Below are 26,448 nucleotides of genomic sequence, written 5' to 3' on the forward strand. Positions count from 1 at the left end.
TAATTATGTTTTTTAAATTGCTTTCCCAAAAAATAATCTAGATCAAGCCTACATGAAAAAAATACTTTTTGCTTGTTTAGCCACTGTTGTTTCACTAAGTAGCGTTTTTGCCGGTGAGATGGTGCTGAGAGGTACTTTCCAGGGAGAAAACCTCTATGTAAAGAATCCTTTTGCAGCTTCAGGGGTAGGTTTTTGCGTGTACGAGGTAACTGTTAACGGGCAAACAACCACGGATGAAATTAACTCTAGTGCTTTTGAAGTTGATTTAACCGTTTTTGAATTTACTATCGGGCAACCTATAACGGTAGGTATTAAGTATAAAGAAGACTGTGCCCCTAAGGTACTCAATCCTGAAGTACTCAATTCCAGAGCTTCGTTTGAGGTTGTTGATTTAAAATTAACAGAAGATAAAATTAGCTGGACTGCTAAAAATGAGGCAGGTGCATTACCTTATATTATAGAACAATACCGTTGGAATAAATGGGTAAAAGTAGGCGAGATTAACGGAAAGGGTACAGCATCAGAAAACACATACGAAGCAGAAGTACGGGAACATACTGGTGAAAATAAGTTTAGATTAAAACAAGTAGATTACCGTAAAAAACCTCGTTACTCAGATGAGGTTACTATTGTATCGACTAAACCAGAAGTTAGCTTTTCGCCCAGTAGAGTGGATGATGTATTAACGTTTAGTGCACCAACTTTATACGAAATATATGATGAGTATGGTGGAATTGTGTTCAAAGGTTATTCAACCGAAGTAAATGTGGCTTCTCTGGAAAAAGGTAAATATTATATCAATTACGATAATAAAATGGAACAGTTTACTAAAAAGTAGATGGTTTACATGCAAGAAATAGAGGTGATCATTGAAATGGTCACCTTTTTTTATGAGTATTTGAAAGATAATTGATGTTTATTATTGCATTTACCTATCAACTTTACATACAATAAAAACAAATCATTAATTTTGCATTTCCTGATATAAAATATTAAGAATAAAATATGGAACAATTACGTCGAACTAAGATTACCGATCTGTTGAAATCAACCGAAACAGGTCATACAGTAAATGTGAAAGGTTGGGTTAGGACCAAGCGAGGAAATAAACAAGTAAATTTTATTGCTTTAAATGACGGAACTTGTATCCATAATCTGCAAATAGTTGTTGATGTACCTAATTTTGATGAGGCGTTATTAAAACGAATCACAACAGGTGCTGCCATATCTATTAATGGTGAGGTTTGCGAATCAACCGGTAGTGGACAAGCTGTTGAGGTTTTAGCCAAAGAAATTGTTGTTATGGGCGAATGTGATCCGGATAAGTACCCACTTCAGCCTAAAAAACATAGTCTTGAGTTTCTTAGAGAAATAGCTCATTTACGTTTTCGTACTAATACTTTCGGTGCCATTGCACGCGTGCGTCATGCGATGATCTTTGCCGTTCATGAGTTTTACACGAAGAAAGGATTTCTTAATATTCATACGCCTATCATTACCGCTTCAGATGCTGAAGGTGCAGGTGAGATGTTTAAGGTAACTACTCTTGATTATGAAAATCTTCCCCGTACCGAAGAAGGACAAATTAATTATAAAGAAGACTTTTTTGGAAAAGCAACCAACCTAACTGTTTCTGGTCAGTTAGAAGGAGAGTTGGCTGCACTGGCATTGGGTGAGGTTTATACTTTCGGTCCAACTTTCCGGGCAGAGAACTCAAATACATCGCGTCACCTGGCTGAATTCTGGATGATTGAGCCTGAAATGGCCTTTTATGACCTGGATGATAATATGGATTTGGCTGAGGAGTTCTTGAAATACCTTATCAAATATGCATTGGATAATTGTATGGATGATTTGAAGTTTTTAAGTAGCCGTTTGCAAGAGGAAGAGAAGAATAAAAAGGCTGATGAACGTACAATGGAGTTAATTGAGAAGCTTCAATTTGTGTTATCAAATGATTTTATTCGATTGCCTTATTCTGATGCCATTGATATTCTTAAAAATTCGAAGCCAAATAAGAAAGGGAAATTCAAATACCCAATTGATGGTTTTGGAAGCGATCTTCAATCTGAGCATGAGCGCTATTTGGTAGAGAAACATTTTAAGAAGCCAGTTATTTTAACTGACTATCCAAAAGATATCAAAGCCTTTTATATGAAGCAAAATGATGATGGAAGGACAGTTCGTGCAATGGATGTGTTATTCCCTCAAATTGGTGAGATTATCGGAGGATCACAGCGAGAGGAAGATTTGGACAAACTAACTGCACGTATGAAGGAAATGGATATTCCTGCTGAAGAGATGTGGTGGTATTTAGATACTCGTCGCTTTGGATCTGTTGTTCACAGTGGATTTGGTTTAGGATTTGAGCGATTAATGTTATTTGTTACAGGTATGGGTAACATCAGAGATGTTATTCCTTTCCCTCGAACTCCCAAAACAGCAGAGTTTTAAAATACAAAATAAAGAGCTAAATGCCGGTTATTTTTTAACCGGCATTTTTATTTATGCTATAAATAGTTAAAATATCGTGGGTATCTGTCGGTTTTGATGAATAAATTTTAATTTTGTTGAAAGTTGTTCAGGGATTGTTCTTTCTTCTGTATTCGGACTATATAGCCGTACCAACTGTGTTGAAAAAAGATTAAGGGGATGTTAAAACAGAATTTACAACAAAAGCTTCTTCAAAAGTTATCACCATTACAAATTCAGGTGATAAAGCTGCTTGAGATACCTACGGCTCAACTTGAGCAACGTATAAAAAAAGAGATAGAAGAAAATCCCATACTAGAGTTAGATCGAGAACAGCCTGATCCGGATAGTGATGATCAGGATACAAGAGAGCCGGAGAATGAGCGGGATGAGATGTCGATAGACGACTACATCAGCGATGAAGATATACCTGCGTATAAGCTACAACAACGTAATTTTTCGAAAGACGATAAACACGAAGATATTCCTTTCTCTAACGGAACCACTTTTCACGAACATCTGATTGCCCAATTAGGATTACGTAGACTAACTGAACGTCAGCATGAGATTGCAGAATATATTATTGGCAATATCGATGAAGATGGATATTTGCGTCGCGAAGTGGATGAGATTATTGATGATTTAGCTTTCTCGCAAAATATTGAAGTGGATGAAAGGGAAGCGCTTGATGTATTGGAGATTGTTCAGGATTTTGATCCGGCTGGAGTAGCTGCACGTGATCTACAAGAATGCTTATTATTACAAATTGGCCGCAAAGACCGAACAATACCTGACGTAGAAAATGCCTTTCAGGTACTGAAATATCATTTCGAAGAATTTACGCGTAAACACTACGATAAAATTACGAAGCGTCTTCACATTGATGAAGAAGAGTTGAAGGATGCCCTTGCTGAGGTTTTAAAATTAAATCCAAAGCCAGGAAGCTCGTACAGTAATACGATGACAAAAACGGTACAGCACATCATTCCTGATTTTATTTTGGATGTTGAGGATGAGAAGTTTCAATTGAGTCTAAACAATAGAAATGTTCCTGAACTTCGCATTAGTAACACTTATTCCGACATGTTGGAAGACTACAGTGCCAACAAAAAAAATCAGACGGAGGAAAAGAAAAATGCTGTGATGTTTGTTAAGCAAAAGCTTGACTCGGCAAAGTGGTTTATTGATGCAATAAAGCAACGTCAAAATACATTGATGACAGTGATGGAAGCGATTCTTGATTATCAGAAAGAATACTTCATAGAAGGTGATGAAACAAAATTGCGTCCTATGATTCTGAAAGATATTGCAGATGTTACAAATTTAGATATCTCTACGATATCAAGAGTTTCGAATAGTAAGTATATACAAACACACTTTGGCATTTTTGCTCTTAAGTACTTTTTCTCTGAAGGTATGCAGACCGACTCGGGTGAAGAGGTTAGTACCAGAGAGATTAAAAAGATATTGGAAGAATGTATAGCTAATGAAGATAAGCGTAAGCCTTTGACTGATGATAAGTTAGCCAATATTTTAAAAGAAAAATCATATAATATCGCACGTCGTACAGTTGCTAAATACAGAGAGCAATTGGGAATTCCGGTAGCGCGACTTCGTAAAGAGCTATAGGTAATAATGAAGACCTTTTCCAAAGTTATTTCAACTGTTTTTCATCCTTTATTAATTCCTACAATAGGGCTGATACTTATTTTTAATGTAGGTGGGCATTTTGCATATATGCCTTTTGAGCATAAACGAATAGTTTATCTTATCGTATTTTTAAGTACGAGTATCTTACCTCTTAGTTTGATTCCTCTTTTTTTACTGTTAGGAATAATTAAGAGTGTATATATGAAAGAAAGGAAAGAAAGACTCTTACCTGTTGCTTTTACCGGCTTGTTTTATCTTCTGGGATATTATTTTTTGGTGAGGTTTCCTGTGGTACCTTATTTTATTCAGGGATTTATGCTGGCTACCTTAATTACCATTTTAGTGACTATGTTTATAACATTCTTTTGGAAGATTAGTATGCATATGATTGGTATAGGCGGATTGGCAGGTGCGCTGTTTGCTTTGTCCCAACGGTTTGGTCTTGATATCTGGCTTATCTTTTCAGCGGTAGTGATTATTTCCGGATTAGTTGGAACTTCTCGTTTATATCTGAACGCTCACACTCCGCTTCAGGTACATGTTGGTTTTTTTCTTGGATTTATTGTGGTTTTCTTCGGAATACTTTTATAATTATTCGATTAAAATCCCATTCTGCGTAATAACTTAAGCCACCATGATGGTTCATTCTTAATTATCTCAAGATAATCATTTAATGGTTTAATCATTTCGTCACAGGTCTGGTACCTATTATTCATACCCTCTATAAGTATTGAATCAATAGTATCGTAATCAAGCATGCGTGGTGGTTTGGGAAACGAAGCTTTATAAGATGCTTTTTGAATAATCAAGAAAAAATCATCCCGCATAGTGGGTCTTTTTTTGATTGGATAAGTTAATTGCAGATGTAATAGCATTTCAGGATTGCAATCGCAATACGGGGCGCTTCCCGATATCATTTCGTATAAGAGAATTCCAATAGCTGATATATCACTTGATGGATTTAACAGATGTAAACGGTTTAATAATTGTTCAGGAGGACTATAAATTAGAGTAAAACGGTTTCTGAAACCCTTTTCAACCGGGAAGCAAAGTGATTGTTCCAAATCGATAAGCAGGAGTTTATCCGGGTCCCATTGTGTTGGTAATTCACCTTCTTTATGTCTGATGATGATATTAGCCGGTTTAAGATCCAGATGAAGTATTTGCGCTTGATGAAGTACATCAACTGCCTTTAGAAGAGCAATGGTAAGTTTTATGAAAAACTGTTCGGTTACCTTATGGTATAAAGATCTGGTTTCAATTATAGATTTTAAGCTAGTTCCTGAATGGTATTCTCTTATAACATACATCTCATTGTCTTCGTTAATAAGTTCCAATGATTTTGCAATAGCCGGATGATTAATAGACGAGAATTTCTCAAACGATTTTAAATAGGCTTGGTTGTTATGTTTAATCTTTTTAAGGCATACCGGAAGCTGATCGATATTTCGTACGCCAATATGAATGCGATTTTCCTGCTCAGCTTGAAATGTATAACTTCCTGATGAACCGTTTATGTTTAATTCTTTCATAAATAATAGTTAGCATGACAATTAACAAAACCCAAATTTAAATTCCAAGCAAACACAAAATGTTGTTTTGGATGTTGATGAAATATGAATAGAGGATGAACTTATCTTTTATTTATATGTTTAAAGATTACAAGATAAAATTAAACATTCATTTATGTCCGCTACATCTAAAAAAGTAATTATTGTTGGAGCTGGTTTTTCATCCCTTTCAGCCGCCTGTTATTTGTCACAAGAAGGATATGATGTTACTGTATTCGAAAAAAACAGCTATTCAGGGGGGAGAGCTCAACAATTAAAAAAGGATGGATTTACATTTGATATGGGGCCAACCTTTTATTGGATGCCGAATGTATTTGAATCATTTTTTAATGATTTTAATTTTTCATCAGAAAATTTCTATCAACTCGACAGACTTGACCCTGCTTATGAGGTCTATTTTGCAGATAGCTCTGTTAAGATTGCCAATAATTTTGAATCGATAAAACAGACTTTTGAAGAACTTGAGCCTAACAGTGGTAAATCCCTTCAGAAGTTTATTAATGAAGCGGAGGATAATTATAAGATAGCCATTAAAGATTTGGTATATCAACCTGGGCAAAGTATTTGGGAAATAATAACTCCCCAAACAGCTAAAAAACTGGGTTCTTTCGTTACTACTATTTCTCAGTCAGTTCGTAAAGTCGTAAAAAGTGCAGAGTTAAGAAAGATAATGGAGTTTCCGGTTTTATTCCTGGGGGCTAAGCCGTCTAATACTCCTGCATTCTATAATTTTATGAATTATGCCGATTTTAAATTGGGTACCTGGCATCCTAAAGGTGGAATGTATGAGGTTGCTCAGGCTTTGCATAAGTTGGCTTTAAAATTGGGCGTTACCATACATCATAATAGCAGGGTTGAGCAGATAGTTGTAAATAATGGAATATCCAGAGGTGCAATTATTAATGGTAAGGAATATAAATGTGATGTTCTATTGAGTGGCGCTGATTATCAATTTACCGAGCAATTATTACCTGAAAGCTATCGACAGTACTCAGAAAAATACTGGGATAAAAAGACGTTTGCGCCATCAGCCTTGTTATTTTATGTGGCATTTGATAAGAAATTAAAGAATCTGTCGCATCATACCTTATTTTTCGATGTAGATTTTGAGCGTCATGCGAAAGAAATATACGAAACTAAACAATGGCCCGAAGATCCTTTGTTTTACGCTAGTTTTCCTAGTATAACTGATGCAAGTGCAGCGCCTGAAGGTAAGGAGGCTGGAATTTTTTTAGTGCCTTTAGCTGCAGGTCTTTCAGACTCAGAAGAACAAAGACAGAAGATATTCGATAAAATTATTTCCAGAGCCGAACGATTAACTAAACAAAAGTTGAAAGAACATGTTCTATTTAAAGAGTCATATGGTGTAAATGACTTTATATCTGATTACAACTCATATAAAGGAAATGCTTATGGACTTGCAAATACGCTGTTGCAAACACATGTTCTGAGACCCAAATTGCAAAGCAAGAAAGTGAAAAATTTGTATTTCACCGGGCAGCTAACCGTTCCAGGACCGGGAATTCCGCCTTCATTAATTTCCGGTAAAGTGGTCAGTTCATTAATCAAAAAATACCATAAATCATGAAACAGTTATTTGATACATCAAGCTATAGCTGTAGCAGGTTGGTTACCAAAACCTACAGTACGTCTTTTTCAAAGGCAATAACACTTCTGGCTCCATCAGTCAGACCAGCTATTTATGCTATTTATGGCTTTGTTCGTTATGCCGATGAAATAGTGGATTCTTTTCATTCTTATAATCAGGAAGAATTGCTTAAAGAATTTGAACAGAATTATTACAAAGCCTTGGAGCGAAAAATTAGTTTAAATCCCATTTTAAATGCCTTTCAGGAGATTGTGCATAGTTACAAACTATACGATTTAGTCGATTCATTTATGCATAGCATGAAAATGGATTTACACAAAAATAGTTATCAATCAGTAGAAGAATATAAAGATTACATTTATGGTTCGGCGGATGTGGTTGGATTGATGTGTTTAAAAGTGTTTGTTAGAGGCAATGAGAAACGCTATACTGAGTTAGAGCCGTATGCAAGGCGGTTGGGTTCAGCATTTCAGAAGGTGAATTTCTTACGCGATTTTAAAGATGATACTGAAACTCTAGGAAGATCTTATTTTCCAAACCTTCAGAGTTATAATCTGGATGATTCAGTAAAGCGAGAAATAATTAAAGACATTGAAGATGATTTTGCTGAGGCTTATAAAGGTATTGTTAAACTGCCTATTGAAGGTCGATTAGGGGTTTATCTGGCCTACAGATATTATATGCGTTTGTTACGGGAGCTAAAATTAGCCGATAGTAAAAAAATATTGAAAGAGCGCATAAGAGTGAATAATTTCCTTAAGCTGGAGATACTATTGAAATCGTACGTAAGATATAAGCTTAATATACTATAAATGAATGTATTTGTTTTCATTGGTTTGTTGTTGGTTTCATTCTCTGAGGAAGACTCAATAAGAATGCAATACCATCATGTAAATAGCAAGGAATCATTGGAGACATTTATTTCTATTATTGAAAAATCGGACCTTCCTGTATCTGAGGTATATCTTGCTTCGGCATACATGCAAATGGCTAAATATGTTTTCTCGCCATATAGCAAGCTTAAATACTTTAATAAGGGAAAAGACATGCTTGAAGTGTTTATATCTAAAAATCCGAATAATATCGATGGTAAATACGTACGCTATCTGGTGCAAAGTAACGCACCTTCTTTTCTCGGGTATTCTTCCGATATGGTGTCTGACAAAATCTTTATAAGAGAAAATATTAATGAGGCAGATATTGGAGTGTCTCTTAAGAAAATGATGCTTGATAATTTAAGTAATGAATAAAAAGAGATGGTTATGGTACTTTTCTATATTCTAATTGTAATAGCAACGTTTGTTGTAATGGAGGGTATTACATGGTTTACACACAAATATGTTATGCACGGATTTTTATGGGTATTGCATGAAGATCACCATGATTTAGTTAATGAAACTACCTTTGAAAAAAACGATGCCTTCTTCATTATTTTTGCCACACCAAGTATTTTGCTGTTTTACTATGGTATTAATCCAGCATTGAATTTTATGTTCTTCATTGGTTTAGGAATCTTCTTTTATGGTATGGCTTACTTTCTTGTACATGATGTATTTATTCATCATCGGTTTAATTGGTTGAATAATGTTAGTCATCCATATATGCGAGGTTTATGGCTGGCGCATAAGAGTCATCATAAAGGGGGCAAGTGCTTTGGTATGTTATATGTTCCCTACAAGTTTATTAAGGAAGCAAAGTCTATGACGGATAAGGAACTTAAAGGCAGTTTGATTTGAGTTTCCAGAATTATACATATTTGTTGGTTGATTTATTTTGTATTCTAGTACCATTTATTGCCAGTTTTTACCCTAAACATTCTTTTTATAAAGAATGGAAATATTTTCTGCCAGCTAATCTTGCTGTTGCATTTTTCTTCTTAATTTGGGATTATTTATTTACAGAAGCTGGTATTTGGGGATTTAATCCTGACTATTTAACGGGTATATATTTGGGCAACCTACCCATTGAGGAGATCTTATTTTTTATATGTATTCCATATGCCGTTGTTTTTACCTATTTCGCAATACAATATCTCTTTGCTAAGAATTGGTTAACACCAAAGGTTCACTTTATAACTGGATTGTTGGTTGTAGTATTTATTTCTATTGGCCTGTATTTTTATAATAGACTTTATACCACAATAACATTAATATCAACAGGCATTTATCTCTTAGTTTTGCTTGTTAAGCGGAAAGATATCAGCTGGATTTATTTTTCTTATCTGTTAATAATTCCCTTTTTTTTAGCGAGTAATGGGGTTCTAACAGGTTCCTGGATTGATGAACCAATTGTGTGGTATAATAATGCTGAAAATATGGGATTGAGAATAGGTACGATTCCCATAGAAGATAGTGTTTATGGCTTTTTGTTAGTTTTAATGAATATTCAGCTCTATGAATTTATTAAAAAAGGCAAAAAAAAGACCGTTGAGTAACTCAACGGCCTTCTTCTATATCTTCAATTAAGTTTATTGTATCTGTTTAACCAGCGACATCACAGCTTTGGCACAACCTTCTTGTCCTCCTTTAAATGAGAATGATAGATTGTAAACACCTGCTTTTCTACAAACAAAGCTAAATTCATCAAAAGTTTTCCCATTGTATAAGTTACTGGCAAGAACTCTGGTTGCTTCTTTATCTTTCAATTGCATCACTACCTTATCGATGTTTGATGCACCGTTTGCAACATTGAATTTATATTGTGTATTACTGTTTAAGAAGATAGAAAATTTAACGTATCCTGTTTTAACATCTTTCTTCTCTTTAATTAACTCAACAGTAAAATCTTTGATATACTGACTGCTTCCCATTTCCTTAAGGGCCTGCTTCAATAAGTCATCCCCACATTGAGCATGGCTGGTAAAAACAAAAGCTGTTAAAAGAAATAGTAGACTATATAATGACTTCTTCATATTCGTATATTTATGTGAATCAGAAAAATTAATGTGACAAAAATAAGCTTTTTAAAGATTATTCAAATTATGACACAATGAATTCACGTAGAGCATTAATTTCTGCAATGATGGCACTAACTTGTTCTGGCGTAATATCAACGTGGCTAATCTCATCTTGTACGATAACTAATTTGCCGTCTTGCTCAATAGTTTTTGGATCACCAATTTCTGTAGTAATCGTTACACCTTTATATGACGCCTTTAATTTGGCTAATTGCTCAGCTAATTCAGAGAAACTAGGTTGTTTGTTATAGTTCTGAAGAATGATCTCCAAAATATTGATAATGTCTTTTTGTTCGGCTATACGCTTGATTAAGCCTTCGTTGTTGGTTTGCTCAACAACTTTTCCAGCAATGTACAAGCCTTCAATCCATGCTCCGGTAACAATCAATGAAGAAACATTACTACGGTTCTGACTACGTAGGTATGAATCCATTTTATTGAAACTTGAAATTGAAATCTGCATCAATGAATCAAGATTGTTGCTGTTAGTGGCTAATCTTTTTAGCGAATTAAAATCGAAAAACTGACCTACTTTAATTCCTTCAGCTAATGATTTAATTGAAACCAAATAATCAATTACAATGGTGTTTTTGTCAAATGTGTTGATGTAACCTAAATCAGCACTGTATACACCTAGATTTAAAGCTCTTTTAAAGCTGGTATTGTAATTGTCAATTTGATTAGTGCTGTTTAATATTTTCTGTGAGAATTCTACTCCAGTTGATTTAATCAATGAGGCCATTTCAACAGGCGACGAGATATTTTGAATCACATCACTCATTACCTCTTCTGAAAGCTCAAGTGGTGCTGCATTAGCTAATGAATCATTAAAAGTCAATTCGTCAGATGACGATTTCTTATTCGATGATCCTCCACAAGCAGTCATTAAAAATACACCTGCTAGTGTAAGGGTTAAGTAAGTGAATTTTTTTAACATATTTATAAATTTTAAATTCATTTTAGGTTTGTTATACACTGTAGACCTTGAAAAGGTTACTTTTTGAAGAGTTTTAATTCTCCCAGATAATCTAAAGATTTCTTTAACCAATCAAAGTATAACGCAATATACATAACAATGGTCAATAACCAAACGATGGAAATATTAAACCATAGTGTATCGAAATATTTACCTGCAAAATGTTTTTGTGGGGCAAAAAAGTGAGTTCTGAAGTCTAAAATATTCTCAGGTTCAGGCATTTGGTAAATTGGGTCCACAACCTGTACTAGTTTATTGCCATCTCTCAAGATTTTATTCTTATCAAAGGTTTTTCGAACAATATCGGCAATACTTTCATTCATGTAATCGTCTTTTATGCGATTGAATTTTTCCTTATTGTTCTTCAGATTTTGAGTAATGAATAAATCAATTTTATTATTGGCCTCAAAAAACTGACTGCTATAATGGCTTTTAAGAGTTTTTAGATATGTTTCTACCTCTGATGCCAATTCAGGAGTAAAGCCTTGTGGATTTATTTGATCTAATTTATCAAATCCTATTGTTGGAACTCGTTTTAGTTCTTTGGATATTTCGTTGTGTAAAAGGTCTAAATCGGCAATAAAGGCTTTGTCTTCGTTGTCTGATGATAATTGAAAATGCTGTCTGCAATTGTTTAGTATTTCCTCTAATTCAGGAATGTAATAAACCTGTTTAAAGTCCGATTTACTATTTACTAATTCAGTATCAAAAATATTTTTTCTGTAGTTGTTGTGCTTGTATTGATGTACCATTAAACCTTCATATATGTATCTTGAAGGCATTACTTCAGCAACTATTGGTACTTTGTCAATACTTGTAAAATCCTTATTTAATTTATCAAAAGTAAACATTGCGCCACCCAATACCATCTGAGGAATCATAACCAGTGGGATTAAGATGTATATAGTTACAATTGAATTAAATGAAGCAGACAAAATGAGGCCTAAAATATTAGCGAAGGCTGAGATAGAAAATAGTGCCAGCCAAAACTCAAATGTCATCCCTTTGATACCTAGAATAAAGTTACCAACTACCACAAATAGTACCATTTGAATAGCCGAAATTGTAAATAGGATCAAGATTTTGGAAACCAGATAACTCGATCGGCTTAGATTCAAGAACGACTCTCGCTTAAGAATTTTAGCATCCTTAAATATTTCTTCCGCACTCACAATCAAACCAAAAAACAGCGCAACAATAATTCCCATGAAAAAATAGGGAGGTATATTGTCGTTTTCTCGAAAGATATAAACGTTCGATTCCGGATCTACAATGTAATGAATTAGGTATGCCAGTATAAATCCTAATAAAGGAGCTTCCAATAAATTCAGTAAAATATATTGTTTGTTACTAACCTTCGCAAAGAAGTCTCTGATGGTATATATCTTAAACTGATTAAGCCATGAAGGAATATTCAATGATTTTGGAGGAGCTGAATTTACCTGATCTACCGTTGGTATCTCAATATTCTCTTTGTAATGCTCATGCCACTCTTCCGGTTTTGTTTTTCGCTTATTGGTGTAATTTCCGTATTCATCAATAACATTGGCGTCAATAATATTGAAGATTTGTTCTGGATTTAAATTACCACAAACAGCACATTCTCCTTGATCACTATTGATTTGCGCATCTAGGCGTTTAAAGTAGATAAGCGATTCGCTTGGGTTACCATAGAATACAGGATAGCCACCTGTGTCTAGAATATACATCTTATCAAACATCTTATAGATGTCGGATGATGGCTGATGAATAACTACAAAAATGAGTTTGCCTTTAAGTGCCAACTCACGAAGTAGGTTCATCACATTCTCAGAGTCACGTGAAGAAAGACCGGATGTTGGTTCGTCAACAAACAATATTCCCGGTTCTCGAATTAATTCCAGAGCAATATTTAGCCTTTTTCGTTGACCACCACTTATCATTTTATTCAAGGGCGAACCTACCTTAAGATGGCGACGTTCATATAAACCCAGATTGATAAGCGTATTGTCAACCAACTCCTTTATCTCATCTTCTTTTTTATCTTTAAAACAGAGTTTGGCATTGTAGTATAGGTTATCAAAAACAGATAACTCTTCAATTAGAAGATCATCTTGTGGAATATAACCAATAACACCTTCAACATTATCTCTGTCTTTATGAAGGTTGTATCCGTTAATCAAGACTTCACCTTCAGTAGGAGATTCAATACCAGAAAGTACATTAAGCAGAGTGGTTTTACCAGCTCCACTTGCTCCCATTATTCCGATTAACTTCCCTTGTTCCTCTGAGATGTTAACATCGCGTAGACCAATTCCACCTGATTTAAACTGATACTTAACATCTTTAACTTCATATGAAATTTTAGAACCTGTAGAATCAGATAGAAAGTGCGAAACCACATCGGTATAGTATACCGGAGGTCCTTTGGGAAGTTTAATGAAACTACCTTTAGAAAATAGGTAGATTCTACGGTTACTAATCAGCAAGCTATTCAAAAATATTTCTTGCTGACCAGTATATCTTAGGAAGTATAATCCAGCACTTTTAATCCTTAGAATAATTACATTACCATCAAGTGTTCCGCACTGAATATGTTTGGCATTTGTAAAATTCTGCTCACTGTCATTAACAATCATTGTATTTGCCAAATCTAGCTTTGACAGATCGTCGTTGACAGTGTAGGATTCAATTGCATCTATTTCTTCCTTTGGTAGTTTAAAAACATCTGCAACAGTGTTGATAATAGCCATCCGTTGGTCAGTGAACTTACGGTCGGCGTTTACCAATTCGTACAAACGTAAAAGAACAACTACCTTCTGTTCTTTATTTAGTTTCTTATTAATCTTTTTACATATCCCCAGAATCTTCACAGAATCCTTCATAGAGGTTAGTTTGACCTTGCCTTCTGGCTCGTCCTTACCTAACTTCGAATCCTTTGAAAACTTTAAAAAAAGAGAGAAATATTCCTCTACAGCATCTGAACTCAGCTGTTGCTTTAGAAATGTTTTTACATATTCAGTCTCATTCGCTTCAACTCCGCCATCTTGTTTGGCAATCAAACCAAACAATTGCATCAGTGCTCTTAGAATTTCTTCACTCATTGTTTAAATGTAGGGGTGTTTTGTTTTTTAATTAGTCGGTGTAAGCAATGTATTCAAATGGAATTTCAACGATGTCAGCATATTCCTCACCAGCTTCCAACATATCTTCTTCCTCTTCGTGGTAATGCCAGTTGATTAATACTTCATGACCATTTTCAACAATTTCTTCAAATTTTAAAAGTATATCAAGGATAACTTTCGAAGAAGCTGTATTGAAATATTCTAATTTAAAATTAAATTCAGTTTTTTCACATGGAGCTTCTGCATATGAATCAATCCATTCAAGAATAGGTTCATAGAACATATTTACATCCTCTGGAAGAGATCGGCCTGAAATTTCAAATTTAGCGTTGTCTTTATCAAGAATTACATTGGGGGTATCATCAGTCCCCTTAATGTTTATAAGTTCCATATATGTATTATTTAAGTACGTTTAATAGTTGATGTTAAAATAAAAAAGCTAACTTCTTCATTCAGCTCTTTGAACTGAAATCCAAGTTTACTACCTGTTTTCTTGGCGATATCGATAAATCCTAAACCGGCACCTCCTTTTTCAGAAATTCGGCCTTCACGCATTTGTTGTTTGTAAAGGTCTGATAACCCCTTTTTATCAAGGCTGTTTACGTGCTCAAGATTTTTCTTTAAGTCATCTACTTTTTCGTTTTTGATGACGTTGCCGGTAATGATGTTATAGCTTTCTTCACCATGACTAACCATTACGATTCCTCTTCGATCTTCATCTTCATCAGATAATGAATCGGCATGTTTACTAATGTTCTGAAGGCATTCCACCATAACATTAAATACTTTGCGCTGAACAGTGTTCGACTCTTCAGATTTTGCCAGATTTTTTTCTGTTAATGATGTGAAGGTTTTCGTAATTTCTTGAGTCACTTCACCTTCGTAAACCAAATTAATCTCATTGGTTTTCATGCTTTTGTACATCTGGTAGGCAAAGTCCAGAAAACCTTGATTTTCACTTTTTTTATCCATGTCTACATGTGTATTATACTGTCTATAAAGGTTCTTAATTCTACCTATGCTTTACCTCTCAAAAGCAAAAATAGAAAGAACCATATATATACCCAATCATTCATTTCTAATATTAGCATTTAAATATGCTAATAATTTTCCGATTAAATGGTGAAATTTGGGGTTTAAGTCCAAAATATCAACCTATTGCGTTCGTTGCTACATAAAAATATGTAGGTATCGAATTGCTCTTACGGGAAAAATGATGAATAGTTCGATCTTTTTCGGCTATTATAAGGGTTTTAAGGGTAAAAGTATGGTTTTCGGGGTTGAAATTTTTCTTTCCGCATTAATACCTTTACTCTTATGTACTTAAATACAGATTATTCAATCTGTTTAATGTCTTTTTTAAATCGATCTGTTAATTCATGAATAAAACGATCGATCACTTTTTGTTCATCCTCATTGATGCCGTTGCTCGAATGCGCTACTTCTTCCATCACATCTACCATCATTTGGTATTCAGGATCAGGTCCGTTGTCCTGGCAGATGTTTAAAACCTTTTGATACAAATCTTCCACATTGCTCTGATGTAGCCGTTCGTAATCAAACGACCATTCTATATCTTTACCTGCCGGATGTTTTTGCAAAGCATTGTGCAAAACTTCAATTTCTTCAGGTTGAATAATGCCGTCTGCCATTGCCACCACATAAAGCATTTCACCAAATGCATCGTAAAGTCTGCTTTTAACACTCATAATTTTTTAATATTAGTCTTTAAAAATAGCTACTCCTTTTTCACCTTTAGAATTGGCCCAAGCTCTAAACATACCGGAGGAATTCATCTCCAATACCAGATTTCCTTTTTGATCTACTGCTATCACTCCGCCATTACCAGCTTTACTGTTAAGTTTACCATTTACAACAAGGTTTGCAGCTTTGGCAAGACTTAATTCTTTGTATTCCATCAAGGCCGAAATATCGTGAGCCACCGTATAACGAATAAAATATTCACCATGGCCGGTTGCTGAAACGGCACACGTTTTATTATTGGCGTATGTTCCAGCACCAATAATCGGCACATCTCCAACTCTGCCATATCTTTTGTTGGTCATGCCGCCAGTTGATGTGGCGGCAGCCAGATTTCCTTCTACATCCATAACCACGCAGCCTACTGTTCCGTTTTTTTCTGATTTTTGCAGAACACGTTGCAGGCTTTTCCATCTTTTATCAGTATAAAAGTAACTACTGTCAACTATTTCAATGCCATTTTCAGCAGCAAACTTGGAGGCTCCTTTTCCAACCATCATAACATGAGGTGATTGATCCATTACTGCCCGGGCAGCCCTAATAGGATTTTTAATATCTCCCACTCCCGCAATGGTTCCAGCATTCAAATTTCTACCGTCCATGATGGCTGCATCTAATTCATTTCTTCCATTGTGCGTAAATACAGCTCCTTTACCGGCATTAAAAAGAGGGTTGTCTTCAAGTACAGTTACTACCTTCTCAACTACATCTACTGCTTTTGCTCCTTCTTGCAGCATTGATGATCCTGTTTCAAGGGCTTCTTGTAAAGCATGGTTATATTCTTGAACTAGCTTTTCATCAATTAAATCTCTCGTAATATTTCCAGCTCCTCCATGTATTGCAATTGCCCATTTAGTTTTTTCTACTTTGGGTCCGCAAGACAACAGCAAAGTTAAAAAGAGAAGAAGTAACGAATATTTAGCCATAATAAAATAGGATTGTATTTTTAGGTAGTATCAAAAATAGTAAATTACGCTGTTGATTAAAGAAAAAATTGATTCCGGTTTATTCCATTCGAAACTTATAATTAACCTATTCGTTCATAAATTCACAAGATAGAAAGATATAAAAAATATTTTTACAATATAAATCAGTAATAATGAATACGATCCAGTTCCTAAATCTTGTTTTGATTGTATTAGCTGCCTCTTTTGGATTAAGTTATTTCTGGAGTTTTTATACCCATAAATTATTTAAACCTTTTGTTTGGCTAGATGATCAAAAAAAGGATTTGCTAACTAAACTGACTTTAAAACAGGAAAAAGCAGATAAAGATAAAATTCGTTTTTACAGTCATTGGTTACAATTAAAGCGAATTAAAGCGAAAAATATAGAAGGTGATTTAGCAGAATTAGGTGTTTATAAAGGCGAAACTGCTAAGTTGATTCATCATATGATGCCAGATAGGGCGCTATATTTATTTGATAGTTTTAGTGGGTTACCCAAACAAGTAATCAGAGAAGATTGTGATGGTACAGTACGACCTCAGACAGTAAAGTTTGATAATACAACACCCGGTGAAGTGCTTCAATACATTGGAGGAAATCAAAATGTTGAAATAAAAGAAGGTGTTTTCCCAGAAACAGCAATAGGTTTAGAAAATAATAAGTTTGCTTTCGTACATATTGATGCCGATTTATATCAATCAACAGTCGACGCCTTACATTTCTTTTATCAACGTCTTACTCCTGAAGGTTGTATTATTGTACACGATTATAACCACAATTGGGAAGGGGTTAAGAAAGCTGTTGATGAATTTGAAGCCACTATCCCTGAGTGTTTTATTGCATTGCCTGATATGTATGGCTCAGTTGTATTAATTAAAAACAAATAAAATTAAATGACCAAACCCTTTCTACTTATATTTTTCACATTGTTTTGCCTTCATTTATCAGGGCAAGAAAAGGAAACTGTTGCCACTCGCCCAAAAGTAGGTTTGGTACTTAGCGGAGGAGGAGCAAAAGGCTTGGCGCATATTGGCGTTATTAAAGTGCTGGAAGAAGCCGGAATTAAACCTGATTATATAAGTGGCACCAGTATGGGAAGTATAATTGGTGGTTTGTATGCTTGTGGTTATAGCCCGCAAGAAATGGACTCCATTGTAAGAAATATTGATTGGTCTGTTATTTTAAGTGATATGGTGCCCCTAACCGATGTGGTGCCAATTGAAAAGGGTGACTATAATAGATTTCAATTGGAGTTTGATATTAGCAGGAACGGTTTACGAATGCCTTCTGGTATGGTTAGGGGACAACGAATATCAGAACTTCTTTCAGAACTTACCTGGCATGTATCAGATATCGAAAGTTTTGATGATCTCCCTATCCCCTACAGATGTGTGGCTGCAGATTTAATCCGAGGCCAGACACATGTGTTTGATAGTGGCGATATGATGCTGGCTATGCGATCAAGTATGGCTATCCCAACTGTTTTTACTCCTGTTTTACTCGACTCGATGTACCTTGTGGATGGTGGCGTTTTGGATAATTTTCCAGTTAAGACTGCTCTTAATATGGGTGCTGACATTATTATTGGTGTAAATGTGGGAAATGAGGATCTGCCAACGATGGAAGACTTAAACAGTATTACAAAAGTATTACTTAACTCGGCCATGATTGGAAGTAATCAGGCAGTAATGGAATCTATTGGTAGCTGTCATTATCTGATTACTCCAAAGCTCGATCCATTCACAGCTTCCAGCTTCTTTGATGGTATTGCTATCATGGAAAGAGGAGAAACTGCAGCCCGGCTTCAATTTGATGCTTTTAAACAATTAGCCGATTCGTTAAATGCAATTTCACCAAATCCAACTCCGAATGAGATTAAAAAAGAAAGCAAAATACTGGTTAGTAAAATCAGTATACTTAATAGAAAGGATATCTCTAAAAGCTATTTCTATAGTAATCTTGGTTTTAGTGCTGGTGACTCTATTTCAGTAGATGATATTAACAGTGGTATGCGTCGGTTAATTGGAACACGCTTTTATGATAAGATAACTTACCAGATTGATAACGCAGACGGTGAATATCATTTAATATTCAATACAACAGAAGCCACTAAGGCAAAAGCCAAGTTTTCGCTTCGGTACGATAATGAGCTAAAAGCGGGTATTGTTGCCAATGTTACTTTACGAAACTTAGTTTCAAAAAACAGTCGTTTGAGTTTGACAACAGATATTTCAGAGGATCCAAGACTCTCAACCAACTTAATCACGTACCTGGGAGATAAGCAAAAGGTCGGCTATTTAACCGACTTTTATTTAGAAAGCACTCCTTTGCCCATTTATAGAGAAGATGCTAATAAATACGGAACATTTAACTACTATACAACGCGCGCATCATTGGGGGCCTCCTTTACCTTAAAGCGAAGATCGATGCTGGCCATTAAGGCGAACTGGAAAGAAGTAAGAATAACTGAGAGAAGTGGTATTCCTGAACTTTTTGAATATGGGATAGAACGGTTCGGTAATGGATTTTTTAGAGCTCAGGCTCTGTTAGATGTTAACACCTTAAATAAGCGCTTTTTTGCTACTCATGGTCATTTGATTAGAATTGGCATTAATTCAAATATAAAAAGTTACGAGTTATATAAAGGGTTGGAAGAAAATCGTGTTTTAGTTGAACCGTATATAAATGTTCCTTCTAAATTTTATTTATCAGGAACCGCAACCTTTCAACAGCATTTTCCTGTGTCAGAAGATATCCATTTTGCTACACAGTTAACAGGGGGGGGCTTCTTTCACGATGCACCATTTCTCGAGCAATTTTATATTGGAGGTAACATGTATAATCAGGGAGTGGAAGGTGTTTCTTTTGCCGGTTTGAATTTCAGAGAAAAAATCGTTGAGAATTTCTTGTTGGCCCGTTCAGAATTTAACTATAAGATTGGTAAGTTTCTTTTTGGTAATGTAACTGTAAATGCTATTTACGCCACTGATTATGGAAATAGTCAGTTCAATTCAGCTAACTATGTTATGAATCCAGGTGAATTTATCCTGGGTGGAAGTGCCGGACTGGCTATCAACAGTGTAATTGGACCAATAACTTTTGGTGTTGGAACGAATGCCTCAGATTATAAATTAAGAGGTTATTTAAGTATTGGTTATCCTTTTAAATAAAAGAACGAACCCACTAATAGCAGCTTTCGTTAGAAGTGTTTGCTATTAATGGGAGCGTTTTTCTGAATTTTAATTTTTTACTTCAGGCCATATTTTAAGGCAATCTGATCTAATGTCATTAAAGAGTTCGGTAATAAATCAGATGGGCAAACTCCAAACTTAACTTTTGATTGGTAGCGCTTGCATTTTGAATATTGAGGCTCACCTCCCGAGCAATACTGCATCTGATAAGATTTTGTGGTCATTTTACGGTCCTTGAGGACACCATTAAAAATTGGGCATTTCTCAACATTTGGACAATTGTTGTTCATACTTAGGTTGGTTAATTCCTACTCATCTGGCTTTTCGGTTACGCCCCGTTTAGCTGGTTTCTGGACTCCAGATTTACTAAAAGTAGTTAATAAAGAAATATTTATCTAATTATTAACTAATTTAGATTCAATCCACAGATTTATATAAACAAAAAAAGCTGCAAAGAATACTCTCTGCAGCCTAAAATATTTTGTTATAGAATTATTTTTTCAAAGCTTCGGCTCCGCCCACAATTTCGAGTATTTCAGTTGTAATAGCTCCTTGACGGGCTTTGTTGTAAGCTAATTGTAAATCGGAAAGCATCTCGGTTGCATTATCAGTAGCTTTGTGCATCGAAGTCATTCTGGCTCCATGTTCCGATGCCATTGACTCGAGTATTACCCTATAGAACATCGTTTGTAATGCATTTGGAATAACTTTTTTAATGAAAGAAACATTGTCTGGCTCTATAATATAATCAACCTCAGATGTGTAATCTTCATTTATTTCTGGCAATTGCAACGGCAAAAACTGATATGATCTGACAATTTGCACAGCGGCATTCTTAAACTCGTTGTAAATAAGTACTATATTGTCATAAGTGCCATTCTGGAAGGCGTCCATTACTTCTTTAGCAATATCTTTAACAGCTTCAAATGTTAAATGGCTATATAAGTCATTAAAGTCTTTTGTTACAGGATAACCATGAGACTTCAGAAGTTTTTGTGCCTGCTTACCGATTGCAAAAATATCAAGGGTCCCTTGCTTAAACTGTTGTGCGAATTTTGTTCGAATAACCTTTTCCGTTTCCTTTATAACATTGCTGTTAAATGCTCCACATAACCCACGGTTTGAAGATACAACAACTAGCAGCACCTTTTCAGGATCTCGTTGAGAGGACCATTCAAATTCAACACCTTCATCAAGCGACTGACTAAGATCAAATATAATTCCTGCCAAACGATCAACATAAGGGCGGATATGCGAAATGTCATCCTGTGCTTTCTTAAACTTAGCTGCCGATACCATTTTCATGGCACTGGTAACCTGTCTTGTTGTTTTAACAGAATTTATCCTGATTCGTATATCCTTTAAATTTGGCATAAGTACCTATCTATTTTTTAAGTTTTACCAAAAGGCTATTATTCCTTTATTACCTGTGCTACTACATCAGCAGCAATCTCTTCTATTTTTTTTGTAATATCATCACTGTATGCTCCTTTCTCAAGGTCTTCAATCAATTGAGCATGGCCTAAATCCAATGATTCTATGAATTCTTTTTCCCATTCTTTGATTTTTTCAGCCGGAACATTTCTAAGTAATCCTTTTGTACCACAATAAATAATAGCTACTTGATGACCAACTCTGGTTGGGTTATACTGTGGTTGTTTTAGAAGTTCAACGTTTTTACGCCCTTTGTCTAAAACTAACATTGTGGCCGGATCAAGATCAGAACCAAATTTTGCAAAAGCTTCCAGTTCCCTATACTGAGCCTGATCAAGTTTTAATGTACCGGCAACCTTTTTCATGGGTTTGATTTGTGCGCTACCACCCACACGAGATACTGAAATACCAACATTGATAGCAGGTCGTACACCAGAAAGGAACAAATCGCTTTCAAGAAAAATCTGTCCGTCGGTAATGGAAATTACATTGGTTGGAATATATGCTGATACATCACCTGCCTGTGTTTCAATAATGGGTAATGCCGTTAATGAACCACCTCCTTTTACAATGGGTTTTAATGATTCAGGTAAATCGTTCATCTGAGAAGCAATCTCATCTGACTCAATGATTTTAGCAGCACGTTCTAACAAACGACTATGTAAATAGAACACATCACCTGGATAAGCTTCTCGGCCTGGTGGTCGACGAAGCAACAAACTAACTTCGCGGTACGATACTGCCTGCTTTGACAAATCGTCATATACAATTAAAGCTGATCGGCCGGTATCACGAAAGAACTCACCGATTGCCGTACCTGCAAATGGAGCATAAAATTGCATAGCCGATGGATCTGCAGCTGGCGCCGAAACAACCACTGTATATTCCATTGCTCCATGTTTCTGAAGCGTGTTAACAATTTGTGCTACTGTACTTCCTTTTTGCCCGATAGCAACATAAATACAATATACTGGTTCGTCTGCTTCGTAAAAAGAGCGTTGATTAATGATGGTATCAATTGCAATGGCTGTTTTTCCGGTTTGTCGGTCACCAATGATTAATTCTCGCTGACCTCTACCAATTGGAGTCATTGCATCTACAGCCCTTAGGCCCGTTTGAAGGGGTTCTTTTACCGGTTGACGATAAATTACCTGTGGGGCTTTTCTTTCTAAAGGCATTTCATAAGTATCACCGCTAATTGGACCCTTTCCATCAATGGGTTCGCCAATTGCATTGATTACACGCCCTAACATTCCCTCGCCAGCTCTGATGGAAGCAATGCGTCCGGTACGTTTCACTAAATCACCTTCTTTTACATCCTGCGAAGAGCCAAATAAAACAATACCTACATTGTCTTGCTCAAGATTTAGTACTACACCCATGCATGAATCCAGCTCAACCAATTCGTTAGATTTTACATTGGTTAGACCAAAAACACGGGCAATACCGTCACCCACTTGCAAAACAGTTCCCACTTCTTCCAAATCAGTGGCTGTTTGAAAGCCCGCAATCTGTTTTTTTAATAAATCCGATACTTCTGCCGGTTTTATCGTATCCATCGAAAATTAATTTAGTTTACGTTTAACTGAGTAATTGCTTCTTCATATTCTTTAACTTCGAACTCAGGCTGGCATCTGCCATTTTACCATCTATGGTAAGTTTGAATCCCCCTAATAATTCAGGATTTACTTTTAGAGTAATTTCAACAGGAGCATTAAACTGTTTCTGAAGGAACTTATTTAATGTTTCTAATTGTAGTTGATCCATTTCTACGGCAGTGTATAGTGTTACAGATTTAATGCCTTTTTCTTGTTTATACAAGCTAATGAATCCTCTGTTTATATCTTCAAGTAAAGATTCCCTATTATTAGTAATCAACAAATCAATAAACGACATGGTTGATGATTCAACTTTATTTTCTAATACAGAGTGTAAAGCTTCTTTTTTTTGTTGAGGCTTAATAACAGGGCTGATTAATAATTCCATGAATCCTTCAGCTTCGTTACAATAACCTTGCAATAAGCGAATGTCGTTATTAACCTGTTCAAGGTTTTCTTGCTCATATGCTAACCTAAACAAAGCTTTTGCATACCTATTGGCTATTAAACTCCTATTCATATTTACTCTGTAATTACCCCGATTCTAGTTAAAGTTTACTTCTTGCAGATACCTTTCAATAATGGCTTTCTGCTTATCGGTAGATTCCAATTCCTGTTCTAATAACTTCCCAGCTATGTCAACAGACAGTTCAGCTACCTGTTTCTTCATATCGCGGATAGCTTCACTCTTTTCTCTTTCTAGCAATTGACGTGCTGATTCCAAAATCTTGTCAGCTTCTTCCTGAGCTTTGTTTTTGGCATCATCCACAATATTTTGCTTTAATTCCCTGGCTTCTTTTATTAAACTATCACGTTCTGATTTTGCCTCGGCAAGAATTTTTTCTTTTTCAACATTTAAATCCTCAATTTCAGCCTTTGCTTTTGCTGCAGCAGCTAATGAGAATTCAATGGTTTCTTCTCGAGTTTTCAAAGCATGCAAAATAGGTTTCCATGCAAATTTCTTCAACAAGAAAACTAAAATGCCAAACGTAATGGCTGTCCAAAAGATTAAACCGGGATCAGGCGTTAATAATCCCATAATGCTTTTGTTTATCCTTTCATCAAGGCAACAACAATAGCAAATAGCGCTACACCTTCAATAAGTGCTGCTGCAATAATCATTGCTGTTTGAATCTTTGAACTAATTTCGGGTTGACGAGCCATCGATTCTAAAGCACTTGAAGCTAGTCTACTAATACCATAAGCGGCTCCGATAATTATCAAACCTAATCCTATTGCTGTCAATGACAAACCTTCCATATTCTAAATTTTTAAATGACTATATAACTAATTAATGTTCTTCTTCATGTACGGCCATGCCAATAAATAATGCCGAAAGCAATGTAAATATATAAGCCTGTAAAGCTGCCACTAGCAACTCAAGCATAAACATCATTAACGACATTAAAATAGATACAGGCGCAATGGCCAATGATTTCATAACAAAAATGAGTGAAAACAAACTCAAAATTATGATGTGTCCTGCAGTGATGTTAGCCATCAAACGAATCATCAATGCAAAGGGCTTTGTTAAAATTCCAATGAATTCAATCGCCGACAGAAGAATGCGTATTGGAGCAGGTACTCCCGGCATCCAAAAAATATGCTGCCAATAACTTTTGGTGCCACTGAAATTAGTAACTAAAAAGGTTATTAATGCCAACAGCATGGTAACCGATATGTTTCCGGTAAGGTTACTACCTCCAGGGAAAAACGGAACCAGCCCAATAAGGTTATTTATCCAAATGAAGAAAAATACCGTTAATAAGTATGGCATGTAGCGTTCATATTTTTCTTTACCAATTTGTGCTATCCCAATGTCTTCTCGTACAAAAAGAATCAGTGGCTCTAAAAACGACTGTAACCCTTTGGGAGCCTTTGGCTCAGGTCCATATCTTCGTGCTGCTAAAATAAATAATAACAAAATAATAACAGCACTCATAAACATGGAGGCTACGTTCTTAGTAATTGAGAAATCCCAAGGTTTTTCGTTTAAAACATCATGATTTTCATCGTAATGTATTGCACCATCTGCGTCTGTTATGTATATCTTTTCGTGATATAACTTGTAGTAATCATCTCCTTTGTGCACTAACTCTTCTCCATGGTGAAAAGCGGATGACATAAATACTCTTAATTTTCCATCATGAAAGATTATAATTGGTAAGGGGATGGCGATATGAACTTCTTCTCCACTTTGCTTAGCATACGAAATAACATGCCATTCATGAGCATCAGCAATATGATGATTTATCATTTCCATGGCATCAAACTCTTCTTCGATCTCCTCAGAATGCTTATCAGATGCATATGTAACCAATGAGCTAAAGAAGATAGCTATTAGAATTAAAACCTGTTTTGTATGTCGCATTAAGCAGTGTGGAATTTTCAAATTATTGTTTCATTAACTGTACTTTGATGGCTAAATCAGTTACCAACAAAACAAAATACGTTTTAAAGAACAAAAGTGTTTCTTTTTTGTTTTCTTCATCCATTGGATTTAAAAAAATGAACAGAAAAGCAATCACTAGTCCAGACTTTAAAAGTAACATTACCAAAAAGATAGGAGCAATCTGTTCGGGTATTTTTTTTTGAGTAAAAATGAACAGAAAATAAAAAAGAAGATAAACACCTCCCAAAAATAAAGAGGATTCTATTATCTTCTCAGCACCAACTTGCAGATGTTTGTCTGCCAAGTGATTAAGCAGGAAGCTGAAAGCTGCTGCCAATATGTAAATAAGCGTAAACTTTACTATTCTTTTTTTTGGTTTACTTTTTTGCATCTGGTTTAGTAGAAACTGAGGCAGGTGTATTACCCGTCATGTCACATGTTCCGGTAAAGATGGCTCCTGGCTCAATAGATAATTTACCTGTTTTTACATCACCAGTTAATTTACTGGATGATTTGAGTGATAATAATTCTGAGACTAATATTTTGCCATCAAATGTACCGTATATGTCGCAATTGGTACATTTAACTTCTCCATTAACCACTCCGTTTTGTCCAATTAAAACCCTACCTTTTGAAACAACATTGCCTTCAACCGCACCATCAATTTTTATGTCGCCGTTTGTTTCAATGTCCCCTTTTATCTTAGTCCCGGGTCCAATCATGTTTGGCAACTTGTTTTCGGGTTCAAAATTTTTAGCCATTTTTCTAATTCTAAAATTTAACGTTA

General features: G+C 35.4%; 28 protein-coding genes. 11 read left to right on the forward strand and 17 right to left on the reverse strand.

All coding sequences use genetic code 11. The features are described 5' to 3' along the window. Positions 1–52: 52 nt before the first annotated feature. The 4 genes from KEM10_RS01395 to KEM10_RS24210 all read left to right on the forward strand — a co-directional run bounded on the left by KEM10_RS01395 (position 53) and on the right by KEM10_RS24210 (position 4,713). Positions 53–838, forward strand: a complete 786-nt coding sequence (locus KEM10_RS01395; RefSeq protein ID WP_212212497.1) for a hypothetical protein — start codon at positions 53–55, stop codon at positions 836–838. A gap of 167 nt (positions 839–1,005) precedes the next feature. Next, complete coding sequence (asnS, locus tag KEM10_RS01400; protein ID WP_212212501.1) at positions 1,006–2,454, forward strand: asparagine--tRNA ligase; 1,449 nt, start codon at positions 1,006–1,008, stop codon at positions 2,452–2,454. Positions 2,455–2,652: 198 nt separating this feature from the next. Continuing rightward, positions 2,653–4,101 carry an RNA polymerase factor sigma-54 gene (gene rpoN, locus KEM10_RS01405; protein WP_212212504.1) on the forward strand — a complete coding sequence of 483 codons (1,449 nt, stop codon included), beginning with the start codon at positions 2,653–2,655 and terminating at the stop codon, positions 4,099–4,101. 222 nt (positions 4,102–4,323) lie between these two features. After that, complete coding sequence (locus KEM10_RS24210) at positions 4,324–4,713, forward strand: hypothetical protein (RefSeq protein ID WP_244825455.1); 390 nt, start codon at positions 4,324–4,326, stop codon at positions 4,711–4,713. An 8-nt stretch (positions 4,714–4,721) separates the two neighbouring features. Here the strand turns inward: KEM10_RS24210 and KEM10_RS01415 are convergent, their stop codons facing one another. After that, positions 4,722–5,654: a protein kinase domain-containing protein gene (locus KEM10_RS01415; protein WP_212212510.1), complete on the reverse strand. Its 933-nt coding sequence runs from the start codon at positions 5,652–5,654 to the stop codon at positions 4,722–4,724. Positions 5,655–5,808: 154 nt separating this feature from the next. On the opposite strand from KEM10_RS01415, the gene KEM10_RS01420 reads away from it, so the two are divergent. From KEM10_RS01420 to KEM10_RS01440, 5 genes are read left to right on the forward strand one after another with little or no spacing between them, the layout of a single operon-like run. Beyond that, positions 5,809–7,281 (forward strand): phytoene desaturase family protein, encoded by a 1,473-nt coding sequence (locus KEM10_RS01420; RefSeq protein ID WP_212212513.1) that lies wholly within the window; start codon positions 5,809–5,811, stop codon positions 7,279–7,281. Further along, positions 7,278–8,114 carry a phytoene/squalene synthase family protein gene (locus KEM10_RS01425; RefSeq protein ID WP_212212516.1) on the forward strand — a complete coding sequence of 279 codons (837 nt, stop codon included), beginning with the start codon at positions 7,278–7,280 and terminating at the stop codon, positions 8,112–8,114. Before KEM10_RS01420 ends, KEM10_RS01425 begins: the two co-directional genes overlap by 4 nt. Then, a complete protein-coding gene (locus KEM10_RS01430; protein WP_212212519.1) occupies positions 8,115–8,552 on the forward strand; it encodes a hypothetical protein in 438 nt (145 codons plus the stop codon). A gap of 12 nt (positions 8,553–8,564) precedes the next feature. Continuing rightward, positions 8,565–9,038: a sterol desaturase family protein gene (locus KEM10_RS01435; protein ID WP_212212522.1), complete on the forward strand. Its 474-nt coding sequence runs from the start codon at positions 8,565–8,567 to the stop codon at positions 9,036–9,038. Positions 9,039–9,058: 20 nt separating this feature from the next. Then, on the forward strand, positions 9,059–9,736 hold the full coding sequence (locus KEM10_RS01440) for a lycopene cyclase domain-containing protein (RefSeq protein WP_262897908.1): 678 nt from the start codon (positions 9,059–9,061) through the stop codon (positions 9,734–9,736). A 33-nt stretch (positions 9,737–9,769) separates the two neighbouring features. On the opposite strand, the gene KEM10_RS01445 is transcribed toward KEM10_RS01440, so the two are convergent. From KEM10_RS01445 to KEM10_RS01475, 7 genes are all read right to left on the reverse strand, one after another. Then, entirely contained in the window at positions 9,770–10,213 is a 444-nt protein-coding gene (locus tag KEM10_RS01445) for a hypothetical protein (protein WP_212212526.1), read from the reverse strand. Between the two features lie 67 nt (positions 10,214–10,280). Then, positions 10,281–11,195 (reverse strand): hypothetical protein, encoded by a 915-nt coding sequence (locus tag KEM10_RS01450; RefSeq protein WP_212212528.1) that lies wholly within the window; start codon positions 11,193–11,195, stop codon positions 10,281–10,283. Positions 11,196–11,251: 56 nt separating this feature from the next. After that, entirely contained in the window at positions 11,252–14,317 is a 3,066-nt protein-coding gene (locus KEM10_RS01455; protein ID WP_244825457.1) for an ATP-binding cassette domain-containing protein, read from the reverse strand. A 31-nt stretch (positions 14,318–14,348) separates the two neighbouring features. Beyond that, entirely contained in the window at positions 14,349–14,729 is a 381-nt protein-coding gene (locus KEM10_RS01460; protein ID WP_212212530.1) for a DUF1987 domain-containing protein, read from the reverse strand. 11 nt (positions 14,730–14,740) lie between these two features. Further along, positions 14,741–15,310, reverse strand: coding sequence for a SiaB family protein kinase (locus KEM10_RS01465; protein ID WP_212212533.1), 570 nt, complete (start codon positions 15,308–15,310; stop codon positions 14,741–14,743). Between the two features lie 362 nt (positions 15,311–15,672). Then, entirely contained in the window at positions 15,673–16,047 is a 375-nt protein-coding gene (locus tag KEM10_RS01470) for a tellurite resistance TerB family protein (protein WP_212212535.1), read from the reverse strand. 12 nt (positions 16,048–16,059) lie between these two features. Then, on the reverse strand, positions 16,060–17,025 hold the full coding sequence (locus KEM10_RS01475) for an isoaspartyl peptidase/L-asparaginase family protein (RefSeq protein WP_212212537.1): 966 nt from the start codon (positions 17,023–17,025) through the stop codon (positions 16,060–16,062). Positions 17,026–17,198: 173 nt separating this feature from the next. On the opposite strand from KEM10_RS01475, the gene KEM10_RS01480 reads away from it, so the two are divergent. Further along, the gene (locus tag KEM10_RS01480) at positions 17,199–17,933 is read left to right on the forward strand and encodes a TylF/MycF/NovP-related O-methyltransferase (protein WP_212212540.1); all 735 of its coding nucleotides are present in this window, start codon (positions 17,199–17,201) and stop codon (positions 17,931–17,933) included. Positions 17,934–17,939: 6 nt separating this feature from the next. Then, positions 17,940–20,216, forward strand: coding sequence for a patatin-like phospholipase family protein (locus KEM10_RS01485; protein ID WP_212212543.1), 2,277 nt, complete (start codon positions 17,940–17,942; stop codon positions 20,214–20,216). Between the two features lie 77 nt (positions 20,217–20,293). Here the strand turns inward: KEM10_RS01485 and KEM10_RS01490 are convergent, their stop codons facing one another. The 9 genes from KEM10_RS01490 to KEM10_RS01530 all read right to left on the reverse strand — a co-directional run bounded on the left by KEM10_RS01490 (position 20,294) and on the right by KEM10_RS01530 (position 26,422). Beyond that, positions 20,294–20,461: a hypothetical protein gene (locus KEM10_RS01490; RefSeq protein ID WP_212212546.1), complete on the reverse strand. Its 168-nt coding sequence runs from the start codon at positions 20,459–20,461 to the stop codon at positions 20,294–20,296. Between the two features lie 268 nt (positions 20,462–20,729). Continuing rightward, a complete protein-coding gene (atpG, locus tag KEM10_RS01495; protein WP_212212549.1) occupies positions 20,730–21,611 on the reverse strand; it encodes an ATP synthase F1 subunit gamma in 882 nt (293 codons plus the stop codon). Between the two features lie 38 nt (positions 21,612–21,649). Beyond that, positions 21,650–23,230 carry a F0F1 ATP synthase subunit alpha gene (gene atpA, locus KEM10_RS01500; RefSeq protein ID WP_212212552.1) on the reverse strand — a complete coding sequence of 527 codons (1,581 nt, stop codon included), beginning with the start codon at positions 23,228–23,230 and terminating at the stop codon, positions 21,650–21,652. A gap of 22 nt (positions 23,231–23,252) precedes the next feature. Next, positions 23,253–23,789: an ATP synthase F1 subunit delta gene (atpH, locus tag KEM10_RS01505; protein WP_212212555.1), complete on the reverse strand. Its 537-nt coding sequence runs from the start codon at positions 23,787–23,789 to the stop codon at positions 23,253–23,255. 24 nt (positions 23,790–23,813) lie between these two features. Further along, on the reverse strand, positions 23,814–24,308 hold the full coding sequence (gene atpF / locus KEM10_RS01510; RefSeq protein ID WP_212212558.1) for a F0F1 ATP synthase subunit B: 495 nt from the start codon (positions 24,306–24,308) through the stop codon (positions 23,814–23,816). An 11-nt stretch (positions 24,309–24,319) separates the two neighbouring features. Then, entirely contained in the window at positions 24,320–24,529 is a 210-nt protein-coding gene (gene atpE / locus KEM10_RS01515; RefSeq protein ID WP_212212561.1) for an ATP synthase F0 subunit C, read from the reverse strand. A gap of 31 nt (positions 24,530–24,560) precedes the next feature. After that, positions 24,561–25,640: a F0F1 ATP synthase subunit A gene (gene atpB, locus KEM10_RS01520; protein ID WP_212212564.1), complete on the reverse strand. Its 1,080-nt coding sequence runs from the start codon at positions 25,638–25,640 to the stop codon at positions 24,561–24,563. 22 nt (positions 25,641–25,662) lie between these two features. Further along, the gene (locus KEM10_RS01525; protein ID WP_212212567.1) at positions 25,663–26,052 is read right to left on the reverse strand and encodes a hypothetical protein; all 390 of its coding nucleotides are present in this window, start codon (positions 26,050–26,052) and stop codon (positions 25,663–25,665) included. After that, positions 26,039–26,422, reverse strand: coding sequence for a bactofilin family protein (locus KEM10_RS01530; protein ID WP_212212570.1), 384 nt, complete (start codon positions 26,420–26,422; stop codon positions 26,039–26,041). Before KEM10_RS01530 ends, KEM10_RS01525 begins: the two co-directional genes overlap by 14 nt. Positions 26,423–26,448 lie beyond the last annotated feature (26 nt).

Source organism: Carboxylicivirga linearis (assembly GCF_018271995.1).
Classification (GTDB): Bacteria; Bacteroidota; Bacteroidia; order Bacteroidales; family Marinilabiliaceae; genus Carboxylicivirga; species Carboxylicivirga linearis.

Coding starts and splice junctions, on each gene's coding strand:
- KEM10_RS01480 (WP_212212540.1), top strand. CDS start 17,199: ATGAATACGATCCAGTTCCTAAATCTTGTTTTGATTGTATTAGCTGCC.
- KEM10_RS01445 (WP_212212526.1), bottom strand. CDS start 10,213: ATGAAGAAGTCATTATATAGTCTACTATTTCTTTTAACAGCTTTTGTT.
- KEM10_RS01475 (WP_212212537.1), bottom strand. CDS start 17,025: ATGGCTAAATATTCGTTACTTCTTCTCTTTTTAACTTTGCTGTTGTCT.
- KEM10_RS01525 (WP_212212567.1), bottom strand. CDS start 26,052: ATGCAAAAAAGTAAACCAAAAAAAAGAATAGTAAAGTTTACGCTTATT.
- KEM10_RS24210 (WP_244825455.1), top strand. CDS start 4,324: ATGAAAGAAAGGAAAGAAAGACTCTTACCTGTTGCTTTTACCGGCTTG.
- KEM10_RS01430 (WP_212212519.1), top strand. CDS start 8,115: ATGAATGTATTTGTTTTCATTGGTTTGTTGTTGGTTTCATTCTCTGAG.
- rpoN (WP_212212504.1), top strand. CDS start 2,653: ATGTTAAAACAGAATTTACAACAAAAGCTTCTTCAAAAGTTATCACCA.
- KEM10_RS01470 (WP_212212535.1), bottom strand. CDS start 16,047: ATGAGTGTTAAAAGCAGACTTTACGATGCATTTGGTGAAATGCTTTAT.
- atpA (WP_212212552.1), bottom strand. CDS start 23,230: ATGGATACGATAAAACCGGCAGAAGTATCGGATTTATTAAAAAAACAG.
- atpG (WP_212212549.1), bottom strand. CDS start 21,611: ATGCCAAATTTAAAGGATATACGAATCAGGATAAATTCTGTTAAAACA.
- KEM10_RS01435 (WP_212212522.1), top strand. CDS start 8,565: ATGGTACTTTTCTATATTCTAATTGTAATAGCAACGTTTGTTGTAATG.
- KEM10_RS01485 (WP_212212543.1), top strand. CDS start 17,940: ATGACCAAACCCTTTCTACTTATATTTTTCACATTGTTTTGCCTTCAT.
- atpF (WP_212212558.1), bottom strand. CDS start 24,308: ATGGGATTATTAACGCCTGATCCCGGTTTAATCTTTTGGACAGCCATT.
- atpB (WP_212212564.1), bottom strand. CDS start 25,640: ATGCGACATACAAAACAGGTTTTAATTCTAATAGCTATCTTCTTTAGC.
- KEM10_RS01395 (WP_212212497.1), top strand. CDS start 53: ATGAAAAAAATACTTTTTGCTTGTTTAGCCACTGTTGTTTCACTAAGT.
- atpE (WP_212212561.1), bottom strand. CDS start 24,529: ATGGAAGGTTTGTCATTGACAGCAATAGGATTAGGTTTGATAATTATC.
- KEM10_RS01425 (WP_212212516.1), top strand. CDS start 7,278: ATGAAACAGTTATTTGATACATCAAGCTATAGCTGTAGCAGGTTGGTT.
- atpH (WP_212212555.1), bottom strand. CDS start 23,789: ATGAATAGGAGTTTAATAGCCAATAGGTATGCAAAAGCTTTGTTTAGG.
- asnS (WP_212212501.1), top strand. CDS start 1,006: ATGGAACAATTACGTCGAACTAAGATTACCGATCTGTTGAAATCAACC.
- KEM10_RS01455 (WP_244825457.1), bottom strand. CDS start 14,317: ATGAGTGAAGAAATTCTAAGAGCACTGATGCAATTGTTTGGTTTGATT.
- KEM10_RS01415 (WP_212212510.1), bottom strand. CDS start 5,654: ATGAAAGAATTAAACATAAACGGTTCATCAGGAAGTTATACATTTCAA.
- KEM10_RS01420 (WP_212212513.1), top strand. CDS start 5,809: ATGTCCGCTACATCTAAAAAAGTAATTATTGTTGGAGCTGGTTTTTCA.
- KEM10_RS01530 (WP_212212570.1), bottom strand. CDS start 26,422: ATGGCTAAAAATTTTGAACCCGAAAACAAGTTGCCAAACATGATTGGA.
- KEM10_RS01460 (WP_212212530.1), bottom strand. CDS start 14,729: ATGGAACTTATAAACATTAAGGGGACTGATGATACCCCCAATGTAATT.
- KEM10_RS01490 (WP_212212546.1), bottom strand. CDS start 20,461: ATGACCACAAAATCTTATCAGATGCAGTATTGCTCGGGAGGTGAGCCT.
- KEM10_RS01465 (WP_212212533.1), bottom strand. CDS start 15,310: ATGGATAAAAAAAGTGAAAATCAAGGTTTTCTGGACTTTGCCTACCAG.
- KEM10_RS01450 (WP_212212528.1), bottom strand. CDS start 11,195: ATGTTAAAAAAATTCACTTACTTAACCCTTACACTAGCAGGTGTATTT.